The sequence below is a fragment of the Paenibacillus sp. 32O-W genome, assembly GCF_007679495.1.
Classification (GTDB): Bacteria; Bacillota; Bacilli; order Paenibacillales; family NBRC-103111; genus Paenibacillus_L; species Paenibacillus_L residui.
This window is the reverse complement of the sequence record NZ_VEGP01000030.1, coordinates 24,990-50,745: the sequence shown is the minus strand read 5'-3', so window position 1 is coordinate 50,745 and position 25,756 is coordinate 24,990. Positions and strand designations below refer to the sequence as shown.

Below are 25,756 nucleotides of genomic sequence, written 5' to 3'. Positions count from 1 at the left end.
CCCACTCCTTCTATCTAAATTCATCTTACCGTCTACTTTACCTCCTCCCGGCAAACGGCACCATTGATCTTCCTTACGGTTATCTTTCATTTTTGTCATGTTCGTCCGGAATATAAATAAGAGTCGCAGTAATCCATCGTTTTTTTCGTGTATACTGAAGTCAACAAAACGTTGTGACTTGCTTTTTATTGGATACGCATTGTTATGAAGGGAGGCTGACAGATTTGAAAAATGGAGAATATTTCATCAGCAAGGATAAGGCTCTGCTGCAGACCGAAACCATTCATCAGTTTTTATCACGCTCTTACTGGGCCAACCGGAGAACGTTAGCCCAAGTGCAGGCATCGATCGAAAATTCGATTTGTTACGGGGTCTATCATGGCACGAGACAAATCGGCTTTGCCCGGATCATTACTGATTGGGCCACTATGTATTATTTATGCGATGTATTTATTGACGAAGAGTATAGAGGGCAAGGCATTGGCAGGAGGTTAGTGGACCTCATTGTTCAATCTGAGGAATTAGACGGACTGACAGGAGTTTTGGGCACGAAAGATGCACATGGGCTGTATGAATCCTTCGGCTTTGTCCGGGACCCGGACAGATTTATGAAGAGGAGGCCGACTAATCCCTGGGCTTAGCCGGCAAGGGCGGAAGTAAGATTAGTCGGAACCAAAGTTTCAACCGACTGCGGATGAAAGGAATAAGTTTGGTGCATTCATTCCTAGTTTGCATAAAGATAAAGGAACTTCTAACCTCATTGCTGTGGGCTTGGAGGTTCTTTTTTTCGACTTCAAAGGCAGGTGGAAAGAATGCGGTCTCATGTATTTCCTGCGTAAAAGGCTTAAATCCATCCACTGCTTTCGGACTAGCCTCTGAGGAATAGGATTGACAAAAACAAACCATCATAATAAAATAAGTTTACGTAAAAAATAATTTTTAGGAGAGCGCGAAGCAATGGCGGAAATCGACATACAGGAAGTCTATAGGCTGGATAGCCCGGAACAAGCTCTTGCGCTATTGAATCCTCTGCGGGCCGAGATTTTGCGAATCCTGAGCGAGCCTTCCTCCGCATCGGAGGTTGGCCGGCAGTTGGGAGAAGCCCCGCAAAAAATCAATTATCATCTGAAAGCGCTCGAGAAGGTCGGTCTGATCCGGAGAAGCGGCACCCGCCAAGTGAAGAATTTGATCGAGGTGCTGTATCAATCGATTGCCAGAACGTTCATTATTCCGGAATCGTTCGGCTGGCCGGAAGAGACGGTAAGCAAGCTGAAGGAGCAAGGGGCGCTGAGGCATCTGATTACGCTCTCCGAGCGGATGCGCAGTGATGCTCTGCGCCTCATGGAGGCGTCCGATGAGGCGGAGGAGGTTCCAAGCGCAACGATGGAGACGGAGGTCTATCTGCCGGATGAGGCGGATCGGCAGGCGTTCATCCGCGATTATGCGGAAGCCATGAAGGCCCTCGCAGAGAAGTATCGAACCCCGGACAAGAAGAACGGCTACCGCGTATTAATGGCCGTCTATCCTGAACCCGAACAAGGAGGTAACCTATGAATAACAAGAGTGAACCTGTGACGTCCCGGCCGATATTGGTCTGGGAGAAGGGGAGAGAGGGCGAACGGGAGGCGACTGTTCAAGTGCTGCATACAAGCAGTGATACAGGGGCAAATATGCCGGTCATCCGCGTGGTTTCCTCCGGTTTTGGCATTCCGCAAGCTAGTAAGAACGCCTCGGCGGCGACAAATTCGCTGCGCTGCGCGGCTTAAGGAAAGGGGATTACAATCCAATGAGTATTGTGCCGATTGTAGTGGAACAGAGCAAAGGGGTGGAGAGATCCTACGACATCTATTCCAGGCTGCTTAGGGACAGGATCGTATTTCTGGGCTCCCCCATTGACGATTCCGTAGCGAATGCCGTGATAGCCCAGTTGTTGTTTCTTGCTGCAGACGATCCCGATAAGGATATTCATCTGTATATTAACTGTCCGGGAGGATCGACATCCGCCGGATTCGCGATTTACGATACCATGCAGCACGTGAAGCCGGATGTATCCACCATCTGCGTCGGTCTGGCCGCTTCCTTCGGCGCTGTCCTGCTGGCCGCAGGAGCCCCAGGCAAACGGCTGGCCCTTCCGAATGCCGAAGTGATGATCCATCAACCTTGGGTGGGCGGCGGCGGAATCAAAGGCCAGGCGACAGACATCGCCATCCATGCCAAGAACATTCTGAATACCCGCGACCGCATCAACCGTGTGCTCGCGGAGAAGAGCGGGCAGCCTCTGGAGAAGGTGGAGAAGGATACGGACCGGGATTACTATATGTCCGCCCAAGAGACCCTTGAATATGGACTGATAGACCGGATTTGCCAATGAGCTTGTAAGCCGGGTCAACGAGCCTTTCCCCGCGGGGAAGGGCTTTTTTTCTATTGGGGCTCTCCGCAAAGTAAGAACGACCGCGATATGAGGAAGGCATGACCTTTTACAGCGGGTACAAATTCCTGCGATTATACATCAATTTTGAGTCGATTCGGAACAGCTCGGCGAAAAGCCTGCGATAATACATTATTTTCCTTACAAAATCGTCCGACCTCCCCTCAAACGATAAAAAAGATGTATTTTTTCAGGCTTTGCAGTGGTTACCGGGCCAAACGGCCGAAATCATGCAGAATTGCAGGCTTTCTATTTACATAAGATTCTGCATGGTTTTCATCCCATGGTGACTTACAGTTCTTGTAAGAAACAGATAACCTCGGAAAAGGACTTTGCCGCTCGAGGACGAATAAGAAAAGAAGAAGCAAGAATCCTATAGACATCCAGGAGGTAGGGCGATGCATGAACCTAAAAGCTTGAAATCGGAACAGGGAATAGAGATGCTCAAGCAGGTCCGCAAGCTGTGCGCCTCCTTGCCGGAGGTGGAAGAAATCATTGACGGGTTCGGGCATACCACCTTTAAGGTCAGGGGCAAATCTTTTATTATAATGGGAGAAAATGAAGGTCCTGCCGGCTTGTCGTTCAAGTCGGATCGGGAAAATCAAGAGCTGCTTTTGCACCAAGGCCGTTTCTTTAAAACCCCATATATCGGTCATTACGGCTGGGTATCGATCAAGGCCGACCAGCCTCTGGACTGGGGGGAGCTGGGTGAATTGCTTCGTGAAGCGTATATGCGGGCCGCTCCCAAACGTCTGGTGAAGCTGCTGCAGGAGCAGGAATAGTCTCAATACCGGACGGGAGATGAAAAACATGGAGAATAAATGGCTCAAGTGGGCGGACCGGCTGCAAGCTATCAGTCAAGCCGGATTGGCTCATTCCAAAGATGTTTATAACTTGGAACGCTTCGAGCAGCTAAGAGAGCTCGGCTTGGAAATGCTTAACGGCAGTGTATTTGCTGAAAGCGAAAAAATAACAACGTTATTTGCCGATGCAACACGGAGGATTACCCCGAAGGTAGCTGTGCGTGCAGTCATTTTTAACGAAGGAAAGCTATTGCTGGTGAGAGAACGGACCGATGGCAACTGGGCACTGCCCGGAGGATGGGCCGATATCGGACTGTCTCCTGCAGAGGTGGCTGTCAAAGAAATCAAGGAAGAGTCCGGATTCGATGCGGTCCCTGTCCGTCTGCTCGGGCTGCTGGACAAAAGGCTGCATTATCCGCTTCCGGCCCCTTATCCGGAATATGTTCTCTTTATCTTGTGTGAAATCGTCGGAGGGGAGGCTGGAGGCGGGCTGGAGACGTCGGAGGCACGGTTTTTCACGGAGAACGGGTTGCCGGCATTATCCGAATCGCGAACCACCCGAACGCAGCTCCAAACGTTATTTGCATGGTTAAGAGAACCCGATAAAGAAGCGGTATTCGACTAGAACGGGCGGAAATCGGGATGCCCGGTCCATATACTAATGGGGGAGGTTCTTTCATGAAACATTGGTCCGGCTCGGCGGGTGTTTGTGTGAATGAGTCGAAGCAGATTCTTATGGTGTTACAAGGCAAGCCGGAAGAGAAGAAGGTCTGGTCCGTGCCGTCAGGAGGACAAGAAGAGGGTGAAACTCTGGAAGAATGCTGTATCCGGGAAATATATGAGGAGACGGGTTATAGAGCTAAAGTCATCCGAAAGCTCTTCGAAAAAAAAGGAACGCATCTGCAGACGGAATATACGGTGACTTACTATGAGGTGGAAAAAGTAGGCGGAGCCGCAGCCATCCAGGATCCCGACGGTCTGATTTATGAGGTTGCCTGGAAATCGGCAAGTGAACTGGAGGACCTGGAGCTGGCATTTCCGGAGGACCGGTCTTTCCTGTTAGATTACCTTAAACAAATTGAACCCCGATAAAATATCCGATAGTGATAAACAAGACACACCATACCACCGCCCCAATAGCAGCGAAGAGCCAATAGGTGGTTCGCTTCATCCCGCTGACCCCGGACAGGTAGCAGGTTAGATGGCGGATTCCGGGGATGAAGTAGCCGAAGCTGACGGCCCACTTTCCGTAGCGGTTGAACCAACCCTCCGCTTTCTCCAGCCTTTTCGGCGTCAGCCAGATCCATTTGCCGAACTTCCACACCAGCGGTTTGCCGATTTTGCGACCCAGCTCGTAACTGAGGATCATGCCGGACATGGATCCAAGAAGACTGACTACAACCGCTGCCGTATAGCGCAAAATCCCCATGGACGCCAAATACCCGACGAAGGTCATCAGCACTTCATCGGGTATGGGCAAGCCGATGATCCCAAGAGCCAGAAGACAGTACAAGGCGAGATATCCGTATTGTGCGATCATTTCCTGGACAAATTCCATATAAATATCTCCGTTCTAGTGAGGCGTAATGCCTTCGTTAGACTCCTGTAAAGGCTTGCCCCTGCTCCAAGTAGGCATTCTGATAGTACTGATCATGAGCCAGGAGAGAATAATAACGAGCAGGCTCATAATCCATGTATTAAGCTGGGAGCCGATAAGCACCAAGGCGGAAAGAGCACAGCCCGCAACCGGTATGGGCAGCCCCGAATGACGGCCGTTACGGGACGATACGATATTGTATCTGGCGAGCCTAAGAGCGCCGCATATCGGAAACAAGGCGGTGATGACCAAGCCGAGAGCATTGATTTGGTTAAAGGCAGCAACGTACAGGATCATGGAAGGTGCGGCTCCGAAGGTAACGAGTTCGGACAAGGAACGGAGTTCTTTCCCGAATTCATTGGAACGCTGGAGCCTATGAGAAGCATAACAGCCCATGCCGTTAATCAACGCCGCCAGGAAGACAAACAATACAGCGTGACGGGCCTCTCCTTCAAAAATCTGAATCATCGACAGCATTCCAGCGCTAAGGCTGCCTGAAGTAAACAGGATGGGGATTAATTCTATCAGCATCGCAATACTTCCTCCTTAATTTCTGCGATAAACTGCCCCCGGAGATTGGAAAAACTTCTTTTTTCTCTAGTTCCGGTACTGCATTTACTCTATTATAGTTTCACGATGTGTATTCCATGTGTTCAAGAAAAAGGAGCCGGGCATAAACCGCGATACGGAATATGGGGCATGCCTTCCGGCCGCATCTTAGTATAAGTAAAATAGAATAGCAGGCAAACACATAGAAAACACAACAGTTTGCTATACTGGGGTAAGAGATGTCTTCTGTTCGCACTAACCATACAGGCAGCCTGGCTGCTTCAGACAGAAGCGAATTATACTTGAACGGTAAACGGGGGACGCTAAATGGAGTGGAAGGTGCTCTTGATAGAGGATGAAAGCCGGATCCGCGAAATTCTGGCAGACTATTTCGAGCGGGACCATTGGACCGTATATGAGGCGGAGAACGGCAAGCAAGCGTTGGAAATGCTCGAGTATTTGCAGGTCGATCTCGTCATCCTCGATATTCTGATGCCGGAGCTGGATGGATGGACCGTCTGCAAGTCCATCCGTTCGAAGTCGGATTTGCCGATCATTATGCTTACCGCGAAATCGGAAGATGATGATAAAATGCTGGGCTTCGAGCTGGGGGCGGACGATTACGTGACCAAGCCCTTCAGCCCCAAGGTGCTGGTCGCTCGGGCCAAAACTTTAATGAAGCGGGTGGAAGGAACGATTGGCCGGGACGATCATCTGATGGTCTTCGGCCGGCTTACGATTAACAAGCGAGCCCATTGCGTAGAGATAGAGGGGCAGCGGATCGAGCTGACACCGAAGGAATATGAACTGCTGCTGTTTCTGGTCAAAAACGCCGGCATCGTGCTTTCCCGGGAGACGATACTGGACAACGTCTGGGGCTTCGATTATTTCGGCGATCTGCGGGTTGTCGATACGCACATTAAGAAATTGCGCAGCAAGCTGGGCGGCGAGGCCCGCCATATCCGAACAGTCATCCGCGCCGGCTATAAATTTGAGGAAGACTTATGAAGAGGCGGGGCGTCGTATTCAAGCTGTTCGCGATCACCGCGCTCTTCTTCCTGCTGTTCTATGCCATCATCATGCTAGGACAGCTTCTGTTCTTTGAAAAGTTCTATCAGCATAAGAAGATGGCGGACCTGGAGAAGAAGCTTCTGGCCTTCGAGCAGCAATATGCCCTGAAGCAGTGGGATGATACGCGAATGGACCGGGAAATTGCCTTGTTCATTACCCGATATAAAACTCAATTGGCGATTCTGACCCCGGAAGGCCATATGAAGCGAGAAACTCCTTTCCGTATCACCATCCGGGAGAATGACGGGCATTTCGTCAAAATTTCCTTGTCTCTGATTCACCCTTCGGACCGGGAAAATTTATTGAATGCCAATCTGATGCGCGGGGATTGGATTGAGGTCGAAGGGCTGTTCGAGGAGGGAACGAATGATTTCTTCTACCCTGTCGTTATCAAAAAGGAAGGGGCCCAGGATATCGGCAGCCTCAAGGGAGTAGAAGAACTGGAGCTCGAGCGGATTTCGGGCCAGATTACCGATTTGCTGCTGCCTGATCCCAACCATTTGAATTTGCGCCAGGGGATGCTTTGGCTGGCTCTTGACGAATGGTTTCCCCTGTCGGAAGCACATGAGAGCAAGCTTCATAACGGCCAATCCGTCATCGAAGAGTGGACGGAGCCTTGGACAGGAATGCGCTTGCTGGTGGCCATTCAGCCGGTCATGAAGGAAGGGCGGGTCAATGAGCTCATCATGGCGATAACCTCCTTGCAGCAAATCAGTGAAGCCAATGATGCACTGCAATTGTTTTATATGTATATCGGAATCGGAGGGTGCGCACTCATTCTCTTGCTTTCCCTTATTTTTTCCAAAATAGTGGCCAAGCCGCTGCTTTCCCTTAACCGGATTGCACTGAGAATGGCCAGGCTCGATTTTTCGGTGAAATCTCCGATTCGCAGCCAGGATGAATTCGGGAGTCTGTCCGACAGCCTGAACGGCTTGTCCGAGAAGCTCGATACCACGCTGCAGGAGTTGCATCAGGCCAACCGGCAGCTTCGGGAAGATATGGAGCACAAGCAGCGCATAGAGCAGATGCAGAAGGAGTTCGTGTCCAACGCTTCCCATGAGCTTAAAACACCGCTGAGCATTGTTCGCGGCTTCGCCGAAGGCTTGAAGGACGGCGTGGGGGAGAGCAAGCGGGAGCGGTATCTGGATGTCATCTTGGATGAGACCGGAAAGATGGAGGCGTTGGTGAGAGATATGCTCGAATTGACGAAGCTGGAATCCGGAACCATCAAGCTGAGGAAAAGCAGCTTCTGGGTAAGCGAGCTGATGGAGGAGATCGTCGATAAATTGTCCCACCATCTGAACGACAAGCAATTGAAGGTAGTGACCGTCACGGCCAACGAGCCGGTCGTCCATGCGGATCAAGAGAAAATCGAGCAGGTGATCTTCAATATTTTGGTTAATGCGATCCGGTATGCGGTTCCCGGAAGCGAGATCACCGTACGGATCGAGGATGAAGAGGGACGCGTGCGGATGTCTATAGAAAATGAAGGTGACGGGATTCCTCCGGACCAATTGGAGCATATATGGGAACGGTTCTACCGCGCCGAGCGGTCACGCAACCGGAAAACGGGGGGCACGGGTCTCGGGCTGGCTATTGTCAAGCATATTCTGGAGCTGCATGAGAGTAAGTATGGGGTGGTAAATAGCCAGAAAGGCGTCATGTTTTACTTTATTTTGTAATTCAGTAGGGGCGGGCGATGAGAGCTCGCCCCTATATACATTTTCACAGGGAGGGAGGCCGGTCAAGGGACAAAAAATAATACGGCTGCGGTCTCAATCTGAGGCGGTGACCCGGTCAGGGAATTCACCGCCCCCGGCTTCGATCAGCTTGTTCTTCCGGTATTCTCCCGGCGGGCTGCCCGTCATTTTCTTGAACATTCGAATGAAGGAGGTGACGTTCTGGTATCCGATTCTCAAGCTGATTTCCTTCACGCTCAAATCGGTTTCGAGCAGCATCTCCTTCGCCTTGCTGATGCGGACCGCATTAATGTGCTCGCTGAAATTGGCTCCGGTCTTCTCCTTGATATAGACGGATAAGTACGCTACCGACAGATTCAGCTTATCGGCCAGCAGATCGAGAGATAAATCTTCGGCAAAGCGGTTTACCACATAATTCATGACGAAGGTGATGATCGGGTCCTCCTCTTGTTTTCTGGACTGAACGATGTCCGCCGACGTATGAAACAACTGGGCCAGGAATTGCTTGAACTGCTCAATCGTACAGCATTCCTCCATGAGCTCAAGCTGCTTTTGACGCATGGATGAATCTGCGTCCACCCCGAAAGGCTCCAGCATTTTAGCCACCCTCACGACGACCCCCATAGCCAGCTCTCGAAGCTGATGCAGGCTGGCCTCCTTCTTATCCATCTGATCCAGCATTCGTTCCATGAAGGCGGTACAGAAGAGGTGGTTGCCCGCCTGCAAATTGGCGTACAGCTCCTGCTCCTGGGGCACTGTGAGAACGGGATGGGCTGGAAGCCGCCGGTAATCCCGGATCACCTGGCATTCATCCAGCGGCCGTGCCTGCAGTGCCAGCTCCAGCACTTGGCGGTAAGCCTCGCTAAGCTTGGCTGCCTGATCATAGACCGAGCTTACAGCAATGGTCACCAGAAAATAAGACTTATCCCGATCCAAAATCTCTTTCAGCCTTGCCAGAGCGTCCTCCAATGCCCCTGGGATTTCCTCGCTGCGGATCAGGGATAGAATCTGGTTGTTCTCGATTTGAAATGTATGAGCGGAAGGCATTCTTTCGGAAATGACGACATTGATATACTCCTGGATGTAATAGGCCATCCGCTCGGGCTTCATCTGGCTGCCGGCGACGATCCGGGTTTTGAAGTGAAGCTGATAGAGCACGATCACGAACGGTTCGTCCATCTCGGCGATATCTTTCCACTCGTTAATATCGGATGTAATGGCCTTTAATTTGTTGATGTAGCCGAAGCTGGTCAGCAGCGATCTTTTGCCGGACAGGTCTTTCTGGATTGATTCCCGTTCCTTCATTAGCTCATAGATGTTCTGGTGAATCAGATCGAACTCCAGAATAGCGCTTTGCAGCTTAACCGGGTCTCTGCGCAAGATCGAGGTGACCATCTGCTTCACAGGCCGGTTGATCTTGCGGCTTAGGAACACGCTGACGAACACTCCGATCACAATGGACACCGCGCAGATCAGAAGCAGCATGAGGCTGGCATTTCGAACCTGGGATGCAATATTCGCATATGGCACTGCCGTTACATAAGTTAGATCGGCTCCTCTGTCGATGAAGAAATAGTAATCGCCGGACAAGCCATACTCTTTGCCATTCGCAAAGGAAGGAATTTCCTCGGCCGCCAAGTCATCGGAGGAACGGTACAGCAGCGAGCCGTCCTGGGTCAAAATCATAAAATGTCTGTTATCGCTGCCGAAAAACGCTTCCTGCAGCGCCCGGGCATCCAGCAGCGCGATGGCCAAGTAATTGGAGGAAGTAGCCCGGAATGAAAACGGGATGAGCTGGACATCCACCGAGGAATTCAACGTAGAGACGGTGAACGTCGCTTCCGGATGCAGCACATAGTTGCTGTCCCTGGTAAGCTCTTCCTTCCAAAAGGAGAGAGGGTAGGCGTCGCTCTCGTAAAATTTGGTAAACATCATCTCCGCCTCGACGGTTCCTTCCTTTTCTACAATCAAATTTTGCGAATCGAAATAGAGAAAAAAATTATTGAGAAAAAACATCGGATTGTATGCCGGGGAGCGGAGGCTCTTCAACACATCTCGGGCTTTCCAATAATCGATTTCGTCTTCCGTTTTCCTGTGCAACTGGCGGTTGAAGGCTACGACCTGTTCGTTCATATAAATGTCGAACAGCAATGTTCTGATCCTCTCGAGATGAGTCTCGTACCGCTCCGCCGCATTTCTAAGCATCAGGCGGTTGTATTGGATGATCTCATTCTGCACGCTCCGGTTGAATAAATGGACGGACAGAAGATTGAAGACGGAAAACAGCAGAATGATGACCAGAAAGCTGAAAAAAACCTTGAAGACCAATGTTTGGCGGTTCAATAAGGCCCATTTCAATCGCACATGCTCCCTTACGTTTAATCGGGCTTCCTTTTTATAGAAGCGCTTTCATGAAACATGTCTTCATTATACAGAAAGCTGATTTATTGTAAAACATGCCCTTTTTTATATTGTTATCATTTTTTTTTGCGTGACAATGTGCTGCAAGCTACCGAAAGAAGTGTATATTCCCATTTCTCCGGGTCCTCTGGTATGCTCCGGAATGAATAGACGAAAGGGGTGGGAGCTTGTCAAAACAACCCGTGCCGCCGGTGCAGGCGGAGGTTGGTCTCAGCCGGAAACGGTCCGTGATCCTAAGACGGATACGGAAAAACTGGGACTTGTATTTACTCATCGCACCGGTCATCGCATTCTTTATTCTCTTTGAATATGTTCCGATGTACGGCGTACAGATCGCATTCAAAAATTTTATCGCGACCAAAGGCATTTGGGGCAGCCCGTGGGTTGGCTTCCAGCATTTCGAACGTTTCTTTGAAAGCTATTACTTCTGGCGGCTGCTCAAAAACACTCTCGGAATCGGGCTGTACCAATTGTTCGTCGGCTTCCCGGTTCCCATTATTCTGGCGCTGATGATCAACGAGGTTCGTTCCAGGGCATTCAGCCGCTTCGTGCAGACGGTGACGTATGCGCCTCACTTCCTGTCCACGGTCGTCATGGTGGGAATGATTCTTATCTTCCTGTCGCCGCAGACCGGTCTGGTCAACCTGATCATCACTTGGTTCCGGGGAGAACCTATCGAGTTCCTGACCGAGCCCGCCTGGTTCAAAACCGTCTACGTAATGTCGGGTGTATGGCAGCAGATGGGTTGGAGCTCGATCATTTATCTCGCAGCTTTGACCGGGATCGATCCTCAGCTGCACGAATCGGCCCGGGTGGATGGAGCCAGCCGCTGGCAGCGCATCTGGCACATCAATTTGCCGGGGATCGTTCCGACCATCACCATTCTGCTCATTCTGAACATGGGCTCTCTGCTCAGCGTCGGCTTCGAGAAAGTATTTCTGATGCAAAACTCGCTAAATATGCCGGCCTCCGACGTCATTGCCACCCATGTATACCGCAAGGGAATCATCGACGGACAGTACAGCTATTCCGCAGCGGTCGGGCTGTTCAACTCCGTGGTCAACTTTATTCTGCTGGTTATCGTTAACCGGATCGCCCGCAAAGTGAATGATACAAGCCTATGGTAGGAGGTGAAGTGCATGAACAATCAAAGCTTCGGTGATAAGCTGTTCGAATGGGCTGTCCACGCCATTCTGGCGGTCATATCCGTCATCGTTCTGTATCCGCTGATCTTCGTCCTCGTTGCGTCCATCAGCCATCCCGAAGCGGTTATGCAGGGAGAAGTGTGGCTATGGCCGAAAGAGATTACATGGATGGGTTACAAGAAAATATTCCAGAATCATGAAATTCTATCCGGGTATATGAACACGATCCTGTATACGACTGTGGGTACGGCGATCAATCTGGTTCTGTCCGTGGCGGCGGCGTATCCGCTCTCTCGCAGAGACTTCTACGGACGCAATCTCATCGCGGCGTTGATGGTGTTCACGATGTTCTTCAGCGGGGGAATGGTGCCTACCTACCTTCTAGTCAAAAAGCTGGGAATGCTCAATTCCATGTGGGCGCTCATTATTCCGGGAGCGGTATCCGTGTACAACATCCTGATTATGCGTACTTTTTTTCAGAGCTCCATTCCATATGAAATGCAGGAGGCCGCCTCGATCGACGGCTGCTCCAATCTGGGCATCCTTATGCGTATCGTGCTGCCGTTGTCCCTGCCCATCATCGCGGTCATGATTCTGTTCTACAGTGTCGGCCACTGGAACTCTTATTTTAGCGCCCTTATGTATTTGACCGACCGGCACAAATACCCTCTGCAGCTATTCCTGCGGGAAATTCTGATCCAGGGGCAGATGCAGGAGATGCTCGGCGTCGGCGATGACTCCCATGCCCGTAACGTCATGGAAGGCGAAGCGATTAAATACGCGGTGGTCATTGTAGCCAACTTGCCGGTTCTATTGCTGTATCCGTTCCTCCAGAAATATTTCGTCAAAGGTGTTATGATCGGGGCGGTCAAGGGATAATGGGCCGCATCGGGACTAATGGCTTTGGGCCTTTCTGAAAAAGGTTCGAGTGAACTGTGAATCATTAGGAGTTCTTAGGGGCTAGCCCCTTTTAACTAATCAATAGATAACGTATGGAGAAAAGGGAGGAAGAAGCAATGCGAAATCATAAATGGGCCTCCGTCATGCTGACTGTCGCCATGAGCGGCAGCCTGTTATCGGCCTGCAGCGGCGGCGGCAAGGAAGTCAAGGAAGGAAACGAGCCATCGCCGGAAACGGAAGAAGTTACAAATCTTAATCTGACGGGAATGCCGATCGTGAAGGAGCCGATTAGTTTAACCTTCTTTACGGGGAAAGCGGCGACCAACGGAAATAATTTCGAGGAAACACTGGTGTGGAAAGAATACGCCAAAATGTCGAACATGAACATTACCTTCCAGCTGGTGCCGTTCGAGAATTTGACAGAGAAGCGCAATTTGGCTTTGGCCGGAGGAGATTATCCCGACGCCTTCTACTCAGCAAGGGTCCCTGCCGCGGACTTGATGAAATACGGGGCTCAGGGTACCTTCATCAAGCTGAACGATCTTATCGACAAATATGCTCCCAATTTCAAAAGCTTGCTGGAGAAATATCCGGACCTGAAGAGGGGCTTGACGATGCCGGACGGTAACATCTATTCCTTCCCGTCGTTCTACAGCCCGGAATTTCTGCCTATGCTTATCGGTACGCCGCTGTGGGTGAACAAGGAATGGCTGGATAAGCTCAACATGCCGGAGCCGACGACCACCGAGGAGCTGTACCAATATTTAAAGGCTGTCAAGGAAACCGATCTGAACGGGAACGGGGAGGCGGATGAAATCCCTTATGCCGGCGGGGGGATCAATCCGCTGCTGGAGCAGCTTAGAGGAGCATGGGGGTTCGGCAACCGCGGGTTGGGCCATAAATACGTCGATGTAGATCCGGAGACGAACGAGCTGCGTTTCTTCCGCATCGATCCGAAATACAAGGAAGTGATCGAATATGTACGCAAGCTGTACACCGAGGGTCTCATCGACAAGGAAATCTTTACGATCAAAACGGCCGCTCTGTATGCCAAAGGCCAGAAAGGCGTATTCGGAGCCACCATTAATCCGAACCCCAAGACCCAGCTCAACCAACCGGGGTATGTCGGTCTTGGAGCGCTTGAGGGACCGCACGGGGACCGGCTGTATTCCCATATCAAAGTGCCTGCCGTATGGCCGGGAGCTTTCGTCATCACGGATAAGAACAAGCATCCTGAAGCGACCGTCCGCTGGATCGACCATTTCTTCGGCGACGAAGGGGCTACATTCTACTTCATGGGCATCGAAGGACAGACGTACAGAACGACTCCCGAAGGCAAGCTGGAATTTGTAGAGGAAATCACCAACAATCCGGAAGGGCTTACGATGGACCAGGCGCTGGCCAAATATATTACCTGGCTGGGCGGCAGCTATCCCGGGTATGTGCAGGAGAAATACTTCAAAGGCTCCGAGACGCTGCCCGAGTCGATAGAAGTAGGGGAGAAAGCAAAGCCTTACGCGGTCAAGGAGCTCTGGAACAGCTTCAACTATACCGAGGAGGAGACTGAATTCCGCTCTACGGTCGGCTCCGATATCGAGTCTTACATCACCGAGATGGAGGCGAAATTCATTACAGGCTCCCAGCCGATGTCGGATTGGGATAAATATGTCGAGACCGTCAAGAAAATGGGGCTGGAAGATTACATGACCATTTACAAGCAAGCTTACGAGCGCTACAAGGGAAGCAATTAAGTCTGCAGGAGGATATGACCGCCCCCAGGAAGTCTGTCCGGGGTATTGTAAACCGAATCGTTCAAAGCTATTAGCCGATGAAGACGGTTGATCCGTGACACGGAACAGTGAAAGCGCATTCGGGGAAGTGCCGTCGGACAGACTCCCGGAACAGGGGATGCAGCTTGCATTCCACCGGATAGAACAACCGGGAAAGGAGGCTTTCAAAATGTTCATCCGAATGAGCGCCGTCTGCAGAGCTCTCTTCATGCTGGCCGCCGCTGCAGCAATGCTGGCGGCTTGCACGAAGGCGACTTCCGAAATAGAGCCACCTGCCGTACCGGAAGAAGCGAGTGTGCGAACTGAGGAAATATTCGACCGGGAGGCCTATAAGGATCAACTGACGATTCGTTATTTTTATCTGGATGGCAAGGACCTGATGGGAGACAGCTTTCTGATTATTTCACCGGACGGCAAAACGATGCTGGTCGACTCGGGGCTGCCGGAAGCAGGGACGCAAGTGGTCGACTATTTGAACAAGCTGGGCATCGACACGCTGGACATCGCACTCAATACGCATCCGCATATCGATCATATCGGAGGCTTTGCCACCGTGGCGAAGGAGAAGGAAATCAAGCAATTTTATATGATCAATCTGCCGTATACGAAGTCTTCCGCCTATACCAATGCGATGAGCCCTCTGGAAGAGAAGAAGGTTCCTGTCCGAACGCTGGAGGATGGCGATGTTTTTCAGCTTGGCGATCAGGTTCGGTTCGAAGTGCTCAGCCCGCCGAAGGGGGAGCTGCCCGATGCGGTGAAAGTGTTCTCCGCTCCGGAGATTAACGATTATTCGATGGTGTTCCGAATGACCTATGGCGAGCGTACGTTTCTGTTCACTGCGGACATTTACAAGCACAGGGAAATTGAGCTTACCGCCTCCCCATGGGCAGACAAGCTGAAGTCCGATATGATGGACATTCCCCATCACGGCAGCGAATCGACCTCGTCATCGGAGGCGTTCCTGCGGGCGGTATCGCCGCAGATCGCCATTATAAGCCAGAATATATTTCAGAGCCCGAATTTGAAGGAGCGGCTGGAGAAAAAAGGCACCGAGGTGTATACCACCGGCCTGCATGGACATATTTTGCTTCATACCGACGGCAAGACGATTCAAGTGAAGACGGAGAAGGATTGGGAGCCACCCGGAAAGGATAGTGCAGGGGAAGGCAAGGAGACCTGATTGCCGGGAGCTTGGGATAAAGCATTAACCTATTCCATGTCATGCGAGGAGGAATGAGGGATGTTAGAGCAGGAAAAGCAGAAGCTGCAGGAAGAGCCGGATCAACAGCAGCAGGGGAGGCCGGATAATCCCGAGGAGCAGGAGAGGCCCGATCACCGAATCAGCCGGAGGAGGATGTTAACCTCCTTGGGAATGACCGGACTGGCTCTAGTTGCAGGAAGCAGCATGCTGCGGACCGTTTCCGGAGTTTCCGCCATGCCGGTTACGGAAAATGTCTACAGTCCGCTGGATAAGCCTTCGATTTCGGCCAAAGGAACAAGCCCGGTGCTCAACGTTCGCGATTTCGGAGCTGTCGGCGACGGGATAACCGATGATACGCCGGCCATTCAGAATGCGCTGAATCAGGCGCTGCACAACAGCTATACGCATATTGTCGTTCCGAAAGGCACCTATAAAGTGACCGATACGCTGCGAATCTATCGCCGGACGCGATTCAGCATGCAGCAGGGCGCCACGCTGCTGCGCTGCCATGACTATTCCTTTATGGCCAACGGGAAGCTGAACGATAGCTTTCAGGGGTACGAAGGGCACGGCGATATTATTATCGAGGGGGGGAGTTTGGGAAGGGAATATTTTGCAGTACCCGGATGACTTTAACGGCTTCGGCCTGGCCCGGGGAAGGAATATCATTATTCGCGATGTAGAATTGAGAGACGTTGTATCGGCTCACGGCGTGGACATGAACGCTTGCGAGAACGTGCTGATCGAGAACTGCCGTTTTCTCGGGTACAAGGACGATACACCCAATCAGTCGAGAAATTATGCCGAGGCGATTCAAATTGCCAATCATACGAAGGAGGGCTTCTCGATAATCGGCGTGTTTGACGGAACCCCCTGCCGGAACATAACCGTCCGCAACTGTTATTTCGGCGCCAGCGGCACACCGGGCACACAAGCTTGGCCGGCTGGAGTGGGCAATCATTATGCCGTTCACAATCTATACAACTCGAATATAAAAATTTATGGAAATACGTTCGAAGGCATGACCTTCGCCGGAGTAAGAAGCTTCAAGTATGCGGAATTGTTTGTCACAAACAATTTGTTTCTGAACTGCAACCGGGGAATCATGCTGTCGAATCCGCAGGCCAATACCGAATCGTCGAAGGATGCGGACGGGGTGCAGAGCGGTCTTCCCCAGTCGGGTAAAAATATAGTGATTTCAGGGAACATATTCAAAGGAACGCGGTCGGAAAATATCTATGGCGCGGGATGGCCCAAGACCAACACGGTTTATGCCAAAATGGAGTCCGTCGTTATTGCAGACAATCTCTTCGAAGACGGGTCGGCCAGCCATAATTGCATTACATTGCGGTGGACCCATAATGTGCAGATTGCCAATAATCTGTTCCGCAATCAGTATCGCGGAGTGCTGTTATCCTACGTCAGCGATACTTCCATAAGCGGCAATCGTTTCCAGGATATTAAGACGGAAGCGGTGTATACCGAGGAGCCGGATGCGGACTATCAGAATCAAGGACATACGTCGGGCATTTATATAGGCCATAACCAGATACGCCGCTGCGGAAGAACGGGAATCTTCATTCAAAGCATGGACGGTTTTCATGTAGAGGGGAATATGATCAGCTCGCCAGCCACCGAAACCGACAATACGCGCAGCGGCATCCTCGTAGCCAATAAAGCCAGGAACGGCAAGGTTGCCGGAAATACGGTCCGTAAAGCCCCTTCCGGCAACCAGAATCAGTACGGCATCAGCGTCACGGGGACGACCAGCAACGTGCAGGTAGCCGACAACTGTGCCGAGGGCAAGACGGCCGCCGTCCTCGTTCAAGGGTCAAGCAACTTCGACGGTATTTATGTGCATGCCCCTAATGGCACGAGATACAGGATGACTATCGGCAATAATGGAGTCCCTGTCTATACTCCGGGCTGAATGTAAATGTCCGCAAAAAGACTGCGAATGTCAAAATTCAGGGAAAGGTCAAGGGAGGGGATTGGAAAGCGAAAAAACGAGGCGGGACACGGCGGAAAATTTGATTATAACGATTTATTACAGATTGATCAGGTTGTGAGTCGGTTTCCGATATGTTAGCATGAAATTACTTTTAGTGAACGGAGGGTTACGTGTGGGTATTATATTTTTCATTCGATTGAGAACTTTGTGCAGATAATTGAATACTGCTCAAAGCCTCTGCCTGTGCAGAGCAATCGGAATGATCTGCCCATTTTTAACGTAACCTTATAGAGGGTGCAGGGAGAGGGAAGGTTGATCCTGACCTCTTCTTTGAAATATAAGCGTGTAAGCTTCATGCTTATTCCGTTATTATATTTCATCGAGAAACCGTACGTCCTTGTCCAAGGACGTACAGCCGTTTCTCCTTGCATGTGTAAATAAAGTTATAGGTTCGATCGGTTGAGCGGAGCCCTTAAGCAAGCTCATGCTGCAGGGACTTCAAGTCGAGTCGATATATGGGAAAAAATACCATGGATCTTCCAGATTCCCGAAGGAGGGAAGTCCTTGGCATGTATTCCTCCAGTGATGGATAAGCACAGGCAGCGGTCTGTGTTTTTTTATTTCATCAGATAATGGAGGATCGGCATGAAAAGACAAAACAAACGGCATCGCAAGGTGCGAAAGTGTGTAGAAGGACCTAACTTCTCCGGTCAGCATTTGCTGCATAATAAACGGATCATCGCAGAGATGATCGAGATCGCGGAGGTTAGAGAAACAGATACGATTTTCGAAATCGGGGCGGGTAAGGGCGTTCTCACTCTGCCTCTCGCCAAAAAAGCGGGAAAGGTGCTGGCGGTCGAGAATGATCCCGGGTTCATTGAGGTGCTTCGCGACAAATCGCGAAAGCATGCGAATATCACGATAATTCCGAGAGATATCAGGGAAACCGCGCTTCCCCGTGAGGCTTATTCCGTCGTAGCGAACATTCCATACTCCATAACAACGGCCATTCTCGGCAAGCTTCTGGATACCCCGTCCGCTCTCCTGCAGAAAGCCTTGCTGATGGTGGAGAAGGAGGCTGCAAAACGGTTTACTTCCACACCGGTTGTGAATGCACGCATTTTGACTTGGAGAATGTGGTTCGAGCTGAAGCTGGTAAGAGAGGTGCCCAGACACTTCTTCTCACCACCGCCCAGAGTCGATTCGGCCCTGCTGCGGATTCGCCGAAGGAAGCAGCCGCTTGTCCCGCATAACCAGCATTTGCGGTTTCGGGCCATGGCGGATTATGGGCTGAAGCATCCTAGGCTTCCGATTAGTGAAGCGCTGCTTGGAATTTTTACCCCGCCACAAATCAAGCATCTGGTTAAAAATATTGGAGCGGACCGCAATTCACCGATATGCTCATTGAATGAAGAACAATGGGCGACGGTATTTATGACGATGCTCAGACATGTGGAACCGTTTCGTTGGCCTAAAGGGTCGTGGAAGCGAAAATAATCATGAAGTGCCCATAACCATTGACAATGAAGTCAGATTTGCTAGAATGAATTAGTTAGTTTGGCAACTAACAGCCGCTTCGGCTTATTCATTCAATTTGTCAAGAAAGGTATGAGCTTATGGGCAATCCGATGTTAGGTACGGAAATGATACCGCAGAAGCTATCTCGGTCTAACCGATACAAGATGGCTGCCGTACTGGGGATGCTGAGTGCCATCGGGCCACTCTCCATCGATATGTATTTGCCTTCATTGCCGATCATGGCGGAGCAGCTTCAGACGAATCCTTCGCTGGTGCAGCTAAGTCTGACCTGCTTCCTGGCAGGGATTGCGTTAGGTCAGCTTTTCGCCGGGCCGCTGAGTGATATCTATGGGCGACGTACCCCGTTAATGATCGGCCTCGTCATCTTCGCCGCTTCGTCTCTGCTATGCGCAATCAGTCCTTCGATCGAAGTATTGATAGCGCTGAGACTTATTCAAGGCTTGTCCGGTTCGGTCGGCGTCGTCGTTTCGAGAGCGGTAGTACGGGATCTGTACTCGGGGGCAGAGCTGACCAAGTTCTTCGCGCTGCTGATGCTGGTTAACGGGGCGGCTCCCATCCTTGCTCCGATCATAGGCGGACAACTGCTGCGTTACGTATCCTGGCAGGGGGTATTTGTCGTCCTGGGTCTCTTGGGCTTTATTATGCTGATGGCCGCCTTGTTCGGCTTGCCGGAAACACTGCCGCGCGAACGGCGTTCCCAGAGCGGGATCAAGAATACGCTGTCGACTTTCCGCGGGCTGTTCAGAGACCGGATCTTCATAGGCTATGCTCTATCCCAGGGCCTTGTAAGTGCCGGCATGTTCGCGTATATTTCCGGATCGCCCTTTGTTATTCAAAATATCTATGGGGCCTCGCCGCAAATGTTCAGCGTCTTCTTCGCCATCAACGGGCTCGGCATCATTATGGCTACCCAGGTTACCGGCAGGCTGGCGGGAAGAATCAGCGAGACGAAGCTGCTGGTCTGCGGCCTCGGAATGGCTTCATTAGGCGGGACGACGCTGCTCGTGATGATTCTGTCCGGAGCCGGCTTGTATGGAGTGATGATTCCGTTATTCTTTGTCGTCTCGAGTGTCGGGATTGTTAGCACGGCTTGTTTTTCTCTGGCAATGCAGAACCAAGGCAAGGTTGCGGGCAGCGCCTCTGCGCTGCTGGGACTGATGTCCATGATCTTTGGCGCGCTGGTGGCGCCTCTGGTAGGCCTGGGCGGAGGAGAAACGGCCGTTCCCATGGGGATTGTGATAGCGGGAGCGGATATAGGGGCAGTCCTGTGTTATTTGCTGCTCGTTCGCAGATACAGAGCGAAGGCATGAAACGAGACAGCAGCAAGGACGTTGCAAAGACAAGCAAAAGTACATTGGATTTCCATTTTTTCCAGAAAGAGAGCGAAAGACGCTCAAATGTGCAGGTCTTCTTTGCCAAAATGCAGTGATTTCGCAAAAATCGCTCCAAAGACCTGCATAATCGCTTTAGAATCAGGTATTGCGCGGCTTTTACCAAAAAAGACCTGCGGTTTTGCCCGTCTTTTACGCTATCCGGCGTTGACCGGGGTTGAATGATCGCAATCCGACTTATGGGATTAACCCTTATCTCATGGGCCGAGTTGCAATCACCGGGTACCGTATTTCTTCGGACCGTTATCCTGCTCTCTCGATAACTGGCGCTCTGTTCCATATCTCTCTCCTCGTCCTATGTCTGTTATACCAACGGCTCAGTAACGACCGGACACCAATTTTCCCTTCCATTGGACTATTATCCCCTTCACTCAGAAGCTTCCGGATTAGAGTCGGGCTCATATAAGAAGATGTGCAGGTACAGGGCCGGTCTGAATGGAATCAAGAGGGATAGGACTAAGACCAAGGCAGCGGCCTCAAGCCTTACTGAGGAGAGGGGATAACGGTCGAAAGCAGACTTGATTAGTCGATCCATGCATTAGCGTTTGAATCCAACGGGCAGTGCTATTAGATCAAGACCGCAACTCCATTTTCCGAGCATCCAACCGACTGTCATGCACATACCGTAATGAACGGAAAGGTGTACAGCGGGATGCGTATCACTAAGAACGCCAGCGACGCTTTCTGATTAAGGGGGATAACAGTCCAAAGCGGCTAAAGAGGGGAGTTCCGTCCATAAGACGGAACAAGAAGAAGGAAGGTAATCAAATTATAGTAGGAAAAGAAAAAGGCGGGCTTAGGCCCGCCATATCTCGTTTTACTTCAAATTTACGTGCACGTTCAGGCTTTCGGAAGCTCTACCCACTGATAGGGCGTTTCCAAAGCCTTGAGGCCATATTCGATGATGGTGATGATTGCAATCGTATCGGATGGATCTACGGTAGGCTGACCGGTGTTGAAAAACTGCACCAGATTACGGATAAACAGGCCGAAGAAATCCGATTCCGGCTTCAGATGGACCGATTGGCCTGAAGAGTACCCCAGCGCCAGGCTGAACGGGCTATTGGCAAAATGGTGAATGGACGCCTGCCTGCCGTCTGCAAATTCGATAATCAGGGCAGGGAACGATGGGGTTCCGGTTGCCATGACCCTCGTCGGGGCGTTCCCCATCATGGAAACGATCGGTTCGATCTGATGGATTGAATAATTGGCGAACGTTCCCGGCCCCATACTGCAGATAGTTTCGATCCCCTGTCTGTCCGCCTCGACATACTCGGTGGCGAAACGCAAAGCTGAGGACGAGTACAAGGGGGTGCCGTGCTTGGCGGCGGTGTCGAACAGAAGCTGAGCTGTAGCCCGGTCCGGGGCAAATGTTTTGTCCACGTAAGTCGGTTTGCCGGATTTCAGGGCAGGGATTGCCAGCTCTTCATGAAACTCCGGATGGTCGGGGGAAAGCACGATCAAGTAATCGCTCTTGTCAACGACCGCTTCGATGGAATCGAGCAGCTCGACCCCCATGTTCCGGCACCAGGTGGCGTTATCGACACCCTGCTCGGAGTCCTTCTTGCCATAGGCATAGGCGACCTTCAGTTCTCCGTTCGTTGCTTGCTGAATCCATCCCGGGTATTTATTGGCATGCCATTCATCCAGGAAGTAATCAATGAACCCGATGGTTTTCACAGTATTAAAGCCTCCTTGCTACTCGAACGAAATTTCCTTGCGCTGGTCGGAAGAATCGTAAATAGCCTGAATAATCTTGGAAGATAAGATGACCGTATCAATATGGGAAGGAAGCTTCTCTCCTGTACGGATGCAATTGAGGAAGCCGTCAATTTCATTCTGGAACATATCCGTCGAGTTGTAAGTCGGCGTTGTCTCCAGCAGAGCGCCGTTCTTCGCGCTGTACAGCTTGAAGTCGGAGCCGTATTGCAGACGAATGCCCGCCTTGTCGCCAAGGAAATCGATGTAGGTCTCACTGACGCCGATGTTCTGGGCCCAGGCGCCGTTCAAGGAAATGGTCGGTCCTTCGGTCCGGATCAACCCGGTTACAAAATCGTCCACATCATATGTACCGGAATAATTTGGCGGGCCGGCCCACATCTTCGTAAACGTATAGTCTTTCATGTCTTTACCCAGCTTGCAATAAGCTTGACCGGTTACTGTCTTGGGCTGCGGATCTCCGGTGCAATACATAACGACATCGAGGTAATGGACGCCCCAGTCGATCAGCACGCCCCCGCCGGCAATCGCTTTGGTCGTGAAGGCGCCACCAAGGCCGGGAATGGAACGGTGTGCCCGGAAGCTGACATATACATGGTATACTTCGCCGAGCTCTCCATTAGCGATCATATTTTTAACTACGTTGACTCCCGTATTAAAGCGGTTGACTACACCGATATTCAATACTTTGCCGGTTTCGTGCTGTACCTTCTGCATCTCCAGCGCTTCCTCATACGTTCTGGCGGCCGGCTTCTCGCAGAGCACATTCTTGCCCGCGCGCAAGCAATCGATGGCGATTGCCGCATGACCGTCATTCGGAGTACAAATTGAAACCGCTTCGACTTCAGGATCATCCAGAATGACGCGATAATCCTCTATCGCTTGCCCGCATCCGTAGTCTTGAACAGCCTTATCGGCCCTCTCCTTGATAATGTCGCAGAAATATTTGATCTCGGCATTCGGGTTGGCCATATAAGCCTTGATATGGGCACTGTTGGCAATCGTACCGCATCCGATAATGGCCACTTTAATCTTCTCCATCGGTTTCCCTCCTCATGGACTTTAAATCCTTACTAATTATTGACAAGTCTATTGTAACGGTTTTCAAGAAATATACAACCACTTACGGAGTAAATAAATCGAAAAATTTTACGAAACACGATTTGGAAGAAAAATCGACATCCATAATCAAAATGTAAGGTTCTTAACATCAGTTTTTTCTTGCTAAGAAATGCTTGCAAATATAGAAAATACGGGCTGACATTAGAAACAGTAAGTTGAATTTTGAGAAAAAAGCCTAGAGATACAGGACTTCTAACTATAGGAAGGAAATTGAAAAAAATAATGGTTCAATATGGGTCTGTTTAATATATAATAAAATTTAATGGGATCTTAATCTAATAAGGGAAAATTGTTACAAGGAAATTCATCACGCATTCTCTTTCGGAAAAGCAATAGTATTTAAATACTTTCCTTCCAACTAAAGGAGAATGATATGTATTCGAAAAAAACGTCTTTGTTAATCGGTATTGCAACAATCTTCATAATCATCGTTGTTATTGGAGTACTATATAATGGAAGTATCTCACCTGAAAATGCGATCAAGAATGCTTCCGATCTTGAAGATGAACATACGAAGAGTGTTGTGTTAGACAAGGCATCTCATAATCCCGACCAGAATCTTCAGAAATTTATTATAGAGGATGATTCACTGAAGACGGCCGTAGCATCTCCGGAGTATATAAACGATGAATTGGTGGCCTTCTCTTTAGACCTAAGTGAGAAATCCGCCAGTTATATCATGGTCGTACCTAGAGGCAAAAACACCTTTAAACAAATTTATAGTACCACTAATAGTGACTTTATAAATTCCCTTGTGGGGATTGACAATCAATTGTTCTGGGTTGAATATCCTCGCAAGAGTTTAACGGATACTCCATGGAAGATCAAATCTTTAAAATTAGCCACGAACGAGGTTCAGACAATAAGAGAAGGGGTGTCCGAAGATCAAATGTTACCCCCAATCTTGAGAGTAGACCGTAATAAATTGACTTGGATCGAAAAGAAGTTTGAAAATAATATCGTCATTAGTTCAGCTATAGTTTATGAACCGAACTCCAATAAAATCACTGAGATAGCAACTGCAAAGTTGGACGAAAGAAATAACGGCAGAGAAGGAACATATCTAATTATCCAAAGACCCGTAGTAGATGGTATGTTAATCCATCAATCCGTATTTGAAAAGAAGGAGGCGCAGAGCAATAAGTCTTTTGAAATAGCTTTTTACCCTTACGATTCAACGAAATCTGCGAGAGTAATAAAATCTAATGTAGAAGGAATTGTGGATTTTACAGCAGATGAAAAATGGGTAGTGTTCTGCGAAATTGGAAGGGTTAGAGTGTTTGACCGGGAAAGTGGAGTTACCAAATATGAAATTAAAGGCGAAGAGAGTGAGATGACCTTCGATTCTCCTTTTATCATGAATAATAAAGTCTATTATCGTTATTCCATGAATCAAATATTCGCCTTAGATCTCTCAACTGGTAAAGAAGAGGAGGTTACAGTACGCCGGTCAATCCTATCAAAGATATACAATTCTGAGGGATATTTAGGATTCTCTTTCATCGAAGCCAGAGAAAACAGCGGCGAAATTGAGCTTTACATTATTAAAGAATCTCAGTAGAGATGCGGAGTATTAATGATTCTTTCGAATAGGTTTCTCCGCCTTGGGCGGGGCAAGCACGGTCCCGCCCCGTTTTTGCAATGAACGGGGTGGCACTTGTGCTGTATACGGTTATGAAACTAGACGGACATCTAGCTAACCACATCTTTCTTCTGCAATCTGCGTATGGCCAAGGAAGAGAAGGCGACGATGAAGATGAGATTCATCACAAGAAACAAACGGTCATCCGCGCCCGTCAGACTTTCTTGGCTTAGAACACCCAAGCCGATGGTCAAGAGAGAGTAAGGGAAGAATAACCCGACTTTGGCCACATAGAATCCCAATCCGAGAAAGGCCGCACAGAGACCGATTCCGATAGGGGCGGCGAAGCTGCGAATGCGCAGGGACAGCGCAAGCTGCACGGCACCGATGGATACCGAAGCAAGCCAGCCCCGCAATATCCAGCCGAAGGCTTCCGGGGGGAACGGGGAAGACAAGCCGAACAGGAGGCCTGCACAATAATACAGCGCCATAAATAAAGCTTGCACTATGAAAATCTGAATGCTAACGACGGTCAGCTTGGCCAGAAAAATGCATGCCACAGGAACAGGAGAGGTCATGACGGCGTTCCAGTTGCGGTTCATATGTTCCAAACGGCACGCATAAGCACAGCAGATGGCAATCAGTACAGGCAGGAAGAACTCGCCATAGAACAGGCCGACCTGGGTCCACAGGCTGTACCAGCCGTTATGCAGCGCGCTCCGATTCATGTAAAAAGTCGCACAGCCAATCAATACGCTAAGAATCGGAAGGGTGAGGAGCACCAGTCCGATACGGGAATGGCGCAGCTTCAGCCACTCCGCCGAAATGCTTCTTATCATGCAGTGAA

Annotated in this window: 24 protein-coding genes; 18 read left to right on the top strand and 6 right to left on the bottom strand. The window is 50.2% G+C overall.

Annotated features, from left to right (window positions below; all coding sequences use genetic code 11):
* The first annotated feature begins 224 nt into the window (after positions 1-224).
* The 7 genes from FS806_RS13545 (at position 225) to FS806_RS13515 (ending at position 4,323) form a co-directional block, all read left to right on the top strand.
* Complete coding sequence (locus FS806_RS13545) at positions 225-641, top strand: GNAT family N-acetyltransferase (RefSeq protein WP_144937275.1); 417 nt, start codon at positions 225-227, stop codon at positions 639-641.
* 316 nt (positions 642-957) lie between these two features.
* Complete coding sequence (locus tag FS806_RS13540) at positions 958-1,554, top strand: ArsR/SmtB family transcription factor (protein ID WP_144937272.1); 597 nt, start codon at positions 958-960, stop codon at positions 1,552-1,554.
* The gene (locus tag FS806_RS13535; RefSeq protein ID WP_144937269.1) at positions 1,551-1,766 is read left to right on the top strand and encodes a hypothetical protein; all 216 of its coding nucleotides are present in this window, start codon (positions 1,551-1,553) and stop codon (positions 1,764-1,766) included. Before FS806_RS13540 ends, FS806_RS13535 begins: the two co-directional genes overlap by 4 nt.
* 20 nt (positions 1,767-1,786) lie before the next feature.
* Positions 1,787-2,371, top strand: a complete 585-nt coding sequence (locus tag FS806_RS13530; protein ID WP_144937266.1) for an ATP-dependent Clp protease proteolytic subunit — start codon at positions 1,787-1,789, stop codon at positions 2,369-2,371.
* A 455-nt stretch (positions 2,372-2,826) separates the two neighbouring features.
* Positions 2,827-3,210, top strand: a complete 384-nt coding sequence (locus tag FS806_RS13525; protein WP_225312758.1) for an MmcQ/YjbR family DNA-binding protein — start codon at positions 2,827-2,829, stop codon at positions 3,208-3,210.
* A 28-nt stretch (positions 3,211-3,238) separates the two neighbouring features.
* Complete coding sequence (locus FS806_RS13520) at positions 3,239-3,856, top strand: NUDIX hydrolase (RefSeq protein WP_144937263.1); 618 nt, start codon at positions 3,239-3,241, stop codon at positions 3,854-3,856.
* 53 nt (positions 3,857-3,909) lie between these two features.
* Complete coding sequence (locus FS806_RS13515; protein ID WP_144937260.1) at positions 3,910-4,323, top strand: NUDIX hydrolase; 414 nt, start codon at positions 3,910-3,912, stop codon at positions 4,321-4,323.
* Here the strand turns inward: FS806_RS13515 and FS806_RS13510 are convergent.
* Both FS806_RS13510 and pssA read right to left on the bottom strand, forming a co-directional pair.
* Entirely contained in the window at positions 4,301-4,789 is a 489-nt protein-coding gene (locus FS806_RS13510) for a DedA family protein (RefSeq protein ID WP_144937258.1), read from the bottom strand. The genes FS806_RS13515 and FS806_RS13510 overlap by 23 nt on opposite strands.
* Before the next feature lie 15 nt (positions 4,790-4,804).
* The gene (gene pssA / locus FS806_RS13505) at positions 4,805-5,359 is read right to left on the bottom strand and encodes a CDP-diacylglycerol--serine O-phosphatidyltransferase (RefSeq protein WP_144937255.1); all 555 of its coding nucleotides are present in this window, start codon (positions 5,357-5,359) and stop codon (positions 4,805-4,807) included.
* 345 nt (positions 5,360-5,704) lie between these two features.
* Between pssA and FS806_RS13500 the strand changes: the two genes are divergently transcribed.
* Positions 5,705-6,385 carry a response regulator transcription factor gene (locus FS806_RS13500; protein WP_144937252.1) on the top strand — a complete coding sequence of 227 codons (681 nt, stop codon included), beginning with the start codon at positions 5,705-5,707 and terminating at the stop codon, positions 6,383-6,385.
* On the top strand, positions 6,382-8,130 hold the full coding sequence (locus FS806_RS13495) for a sensor histidine kinase (RefSeq protein WP_144937249.1): 1,749 nt from the start codon (positions 6,382-6,384) through the stop codon (positions 8,128-8,130). Before FS806_RS13500 ends, FS806_RS13495 begins: the two co-directional genes overlap by 4 nt.
* Before the next feature lie 93 nt (positions 8,131-8,223).
* On the opposite strand, the gene FS806_RS13490 is transcribed toward FS806_RS13495, so the two are convergent.
* The gene (locus tag FS806_RS13490) at positions 8,224-10,512 is read right to left on the bottom strand and encodes a helix-turn-helix domain-containing protein (protein WP_144937246.1); all 2,289 of its coding nucleotides are present in this window, start codon (positions 10,510-10,512) and stop codon (positions 8,224-8,226) included.
* 248 nt (positions 10,513-10,760) lie between these two features.
* Between FS806_RS13490 and FS806_RS13485 the strand changes: the two genes are divergently transcribed.
* The 8 genes from FS806_RS13485 to FS806_RS13450 all read left to right on the top strand — a co-directional run bounded on the left by FS806_RS13485 (position 10,761) and on the right by FS806_RS13450 (position 20,405).
* A complete protein-coding gene (locus FS806_RS13485; RefSeq protein ID WP_225312761.1) occupies positions 10,761-11,696 on the top strand; it encodes an ABC transporter permease in 936 nt (311 codons plus the stop codon).
* Between the two features lie 12 nt (positions 11,697-11,708).
* Entirely contained in the window at positions 11,709-12,593 is an 885-nt protein-coding gene (locus FS806_RS13480; RefSeq protein ID WP_144937243.1) for a carbohydrate ABC transporter permease, read from the top strand.
* 137 nt (positions 12,594-12,730) lie between these two features.
* Positions 12,731-14,365, top strand: a complete 1,635-nt coding sequence (locus FS806_RS13475) for an extracellular solute-binding protein (protein WP_144937240.1) — start codon at positions 12,731-12,733, stop codon at positions 14,363-14,365.
* Positions 14,366-14,573: 208 nt separating this feature from the next.
* The gene (locus tag FS806_RS13470; RefSeq protein WP_186328348.1) at positions 14,574-15,584 is read left to right on the top strand and encodes a ComEC/Rec2 family competence protein; all 1,011 of its coding nucleotides are present in this window, start codon (positions 14,574-14,576) and stop codon (positions 15,582-15,584) included.
* Positions 15,585-15,644: 60 nt separating this feature from the next.
* A complete protein-coding gene (locus tag FS806_RS13465; RefSeq protein ID WP_144937234.1) occupies positions 15,645-16,235 on the top strand; it encodes a glycosyl hydrolase family 28-related protein in 591 nt (196 codons plus the stop codon).
* The gene (locus FS806_RS13460) at positions 16,219-17,535 is read left to right on the top strand and encodes a right-handed parallel beta-helix repeat-containing protein (protein WP_144937231.1); all 1,317 of its coding nucleotides are present in this window, start codon (positions 16,219-16,221) and stop codon (positions 17,533-17,535) included. Before FS806_RS13465 ends, FS806_RS13460 begins: the two co-directional genes overlap by 17 nt.
* A 666-nt stretch (positions 17,536-18,201) precedes the next feature.
* On the top strand, positions 18,202-19,053 hold the full coding sequence (gene erm, locus FS806_RS13455) for a 23S ribosomal RNA methyltransferase Erm (protein ID WP_144937229.1): 852 nt from the start codon (positions 18,202-18,204) through the stop codon (positions 19,051-19,053).
* A 185-nt stretch (positions 19,054-19,238) separates the two neighbouring features.
* Positions 19,239-20,405, top strand: coding sequence for a multidrug effflux MFS transporter (locus tag FS806_RS13450; protein ID WP_144937312.1), 1,167 nt, complete (start codon positions 19,239-19,241; stop codon positions 20,403-20,405).
* A 921-nt stretch (positions 20,406-21,326) separates the two neighbouring features.
* Here FS806_RS13450 and FS806_RS13445 read toward each other — a convergent pair.
* Together FS806_RS13445 and FS806_RS13440 are read right to left on the bottom strand one after the other, a co-directional pair.
* On the bottom strand, positions 21,327-22,166 hold the full coding sequence (locus FS806_RS13445; RefSeq protein ID WP_144937226.1) for a Gfo/Idh/MocA family protein: 840 nt from the start codon (positions 22,164-22,166) through the stop codon (positions 21,327-21,329).
* Positions 22,167-22,184: 18 nt separating this feature from the next.
* Positions 22,185-23,246 carry a Gfo/Idh/MocA family protein gene (locus FS806_RS13440; RefSeq protein WP_144937223.1) on the bottom strand — a complete coding sequence of 354 codons (1,062 nt, stop codon included), beginning with the start codon at positions 23,244-23,246 and terminating at the stop codon, positions 22,185-22,187.
* A 454-nt stretch (positions 23,247-23,700) separates the two neighbouring features.
* Here FS806_RS13440 and FS806_RS13435 point away from each other — a divergent pair, with 454 nt between their 5' ends.
* Positions 23,701-24,888, top strand: coding sequence for a hypothetical protein (locus tag FS806_RS13435; RefSeq protein ID WP_144937220.1), 1,188 nt, complete (start codon positions 23,701-23,703; stop codon positions 24,886-24,888).
* Positions 24,889-25,019: 131 nt separating this feature from the next.
* Here the strand turns inward: FS806_RS13435 and FS806_RS13430 are convergent, their stop codons facing one another.
* On the bottom strand, positions 25,020-25,748 hold the full coding sequence (locus tag FS806_RS13430; RefSeq protein ID WP_144937217.1) for an ABC transporter permease: 729 nt from the start codon (positions 25,746-25,748) through the stop codon (positions 25,020-25,022).
* Positions 25,749-25,756 lie beyond the last annotated feature (8 nt).

Coding starts and splice junctions, on each gene's coding strand:
- FS806_RS13530 (WP_144937266.1), top strand. CDS start 1,787: ATGAGTATTGTGCCGATTGTAGTGGAACAGAGCAAAGGGGTGGAGAGA.
- FS806_RS13500 (WP_144937252.1), top strand. CDS start 5,705: ATGGAGTGGAAGGTGCTCTTGATAGAGGATGAAAGCCGGATCCGCGAA.
- FS806_RS13535 (WP_144937269.1), top strand. CDS start 1,551: ATGAATAACAAGAGTGAACCTGTGACGTCCCGGCCGATATTGGTCTGG.
- FS806_RS13475 (WP_144937240.1), top strand. CDS start 12,731: ATGCGAAATCATAAATGGGCCTCCGTCATGCTGACTGTCGCCATGAGC.
- FS806_RS13495 (WP_144937249.1), top strand. CDS start 6,382: ATGAAGAGGCGGGGCGTCGTATTCAAGCTGTTCGCGATCACCGCGCTC.
- pssA (WP_144937255.1), bottom strand. CDS start 5,359: ATGCTGATAGAATTAATCCCCATCCTGTTTACTTCAGGCAGCCTTAGC.
- FS806_RS13520 (WP_144937263.1), top strand. CDS start 3,239: ATGGAGAATAAATGGCTCAAGTGGGCGGACCGGCTGCAAGCTATCAGT.
- FS806_RS13430 (WP_144937217.1), bottom strand. CDS start 25,748: ATGATAAGAAGCATTTCGGCGGAGTGGCTGAAGCTGCGCCATTCCCGT.
- FS806_RS13540 (WP_144937272.1), top strand. CDS start 958: ATGGCGGAAATCGACATACAGGAAGTCTATAGGCTGGATAGCCCGGAA.
- FS806_RS13510 (WP_144937258.1), bottom strand. CDS start 4,789: ATGGAATTTGTCCAGGAAATGATCGCACAATACGGATATCTCGCCTTG.
- FS806_RS13470 (WP_186328348.1), top strand. CDS start 14,574: ATGTTCATCCGAATGAGCGCCGTCTGCAGAGCTCTCTTCATGCTGGCC.
- FS806_RS13480 (WP_144937243.1), top strand. CDS start 11,709: ATGAACAATCAAAGCTTCGGTGATAAGCTGTTCGAATGGGCTGTCCAC.
- FS806_RS13525 (WP_225312758.1), top strand. CDS start 2,827: ATGCATGAACCTAAAAGCTTGAAATCGGAACAGGGAATAGAGATGCTC.
- FS806_RS13515 (WP_144937260.1), top strand. CDS start 3,910: ATGAAACATTGGTCCGGCTCGGCGGGTGTTTGTGTGAATGAGTCGAAG.
- FS806_RS13435 (WP_144937220.1), top strand. CDS start 23,701: ATGTATTCGAAAAAAACGTCTTTGTTAATCGGTATTGCAACAATCTTC.
- FS806_RS13440 (WP_144937223.1), bottom strand. CDS start 23,246: ATGGAGAAGATTAAAGTGGCCATTATCGGATGCGGTACGATTGCCAAC.
- FS806_RS13450 (WP_144937312.1), top strand. CDS start 19,239: ATGGCTGCCGTACTGGGGATGCTGAGTGCCATCGGGCCACTCTCCATC.
- FS806_RS13465 (WP_144937234.1), top strand. CDS start 15,645: ATGTTAGAGCAGGAAAAGCAGAAGCTGCAGGAAGAGCCGGATCAACAG.
- erm (WP_144937229.1), top strand. CDS start 18,202: ATGAAAAGACAAAACAAACGGCATCGCAAGGTGCGAAAGTGTGTAGAA.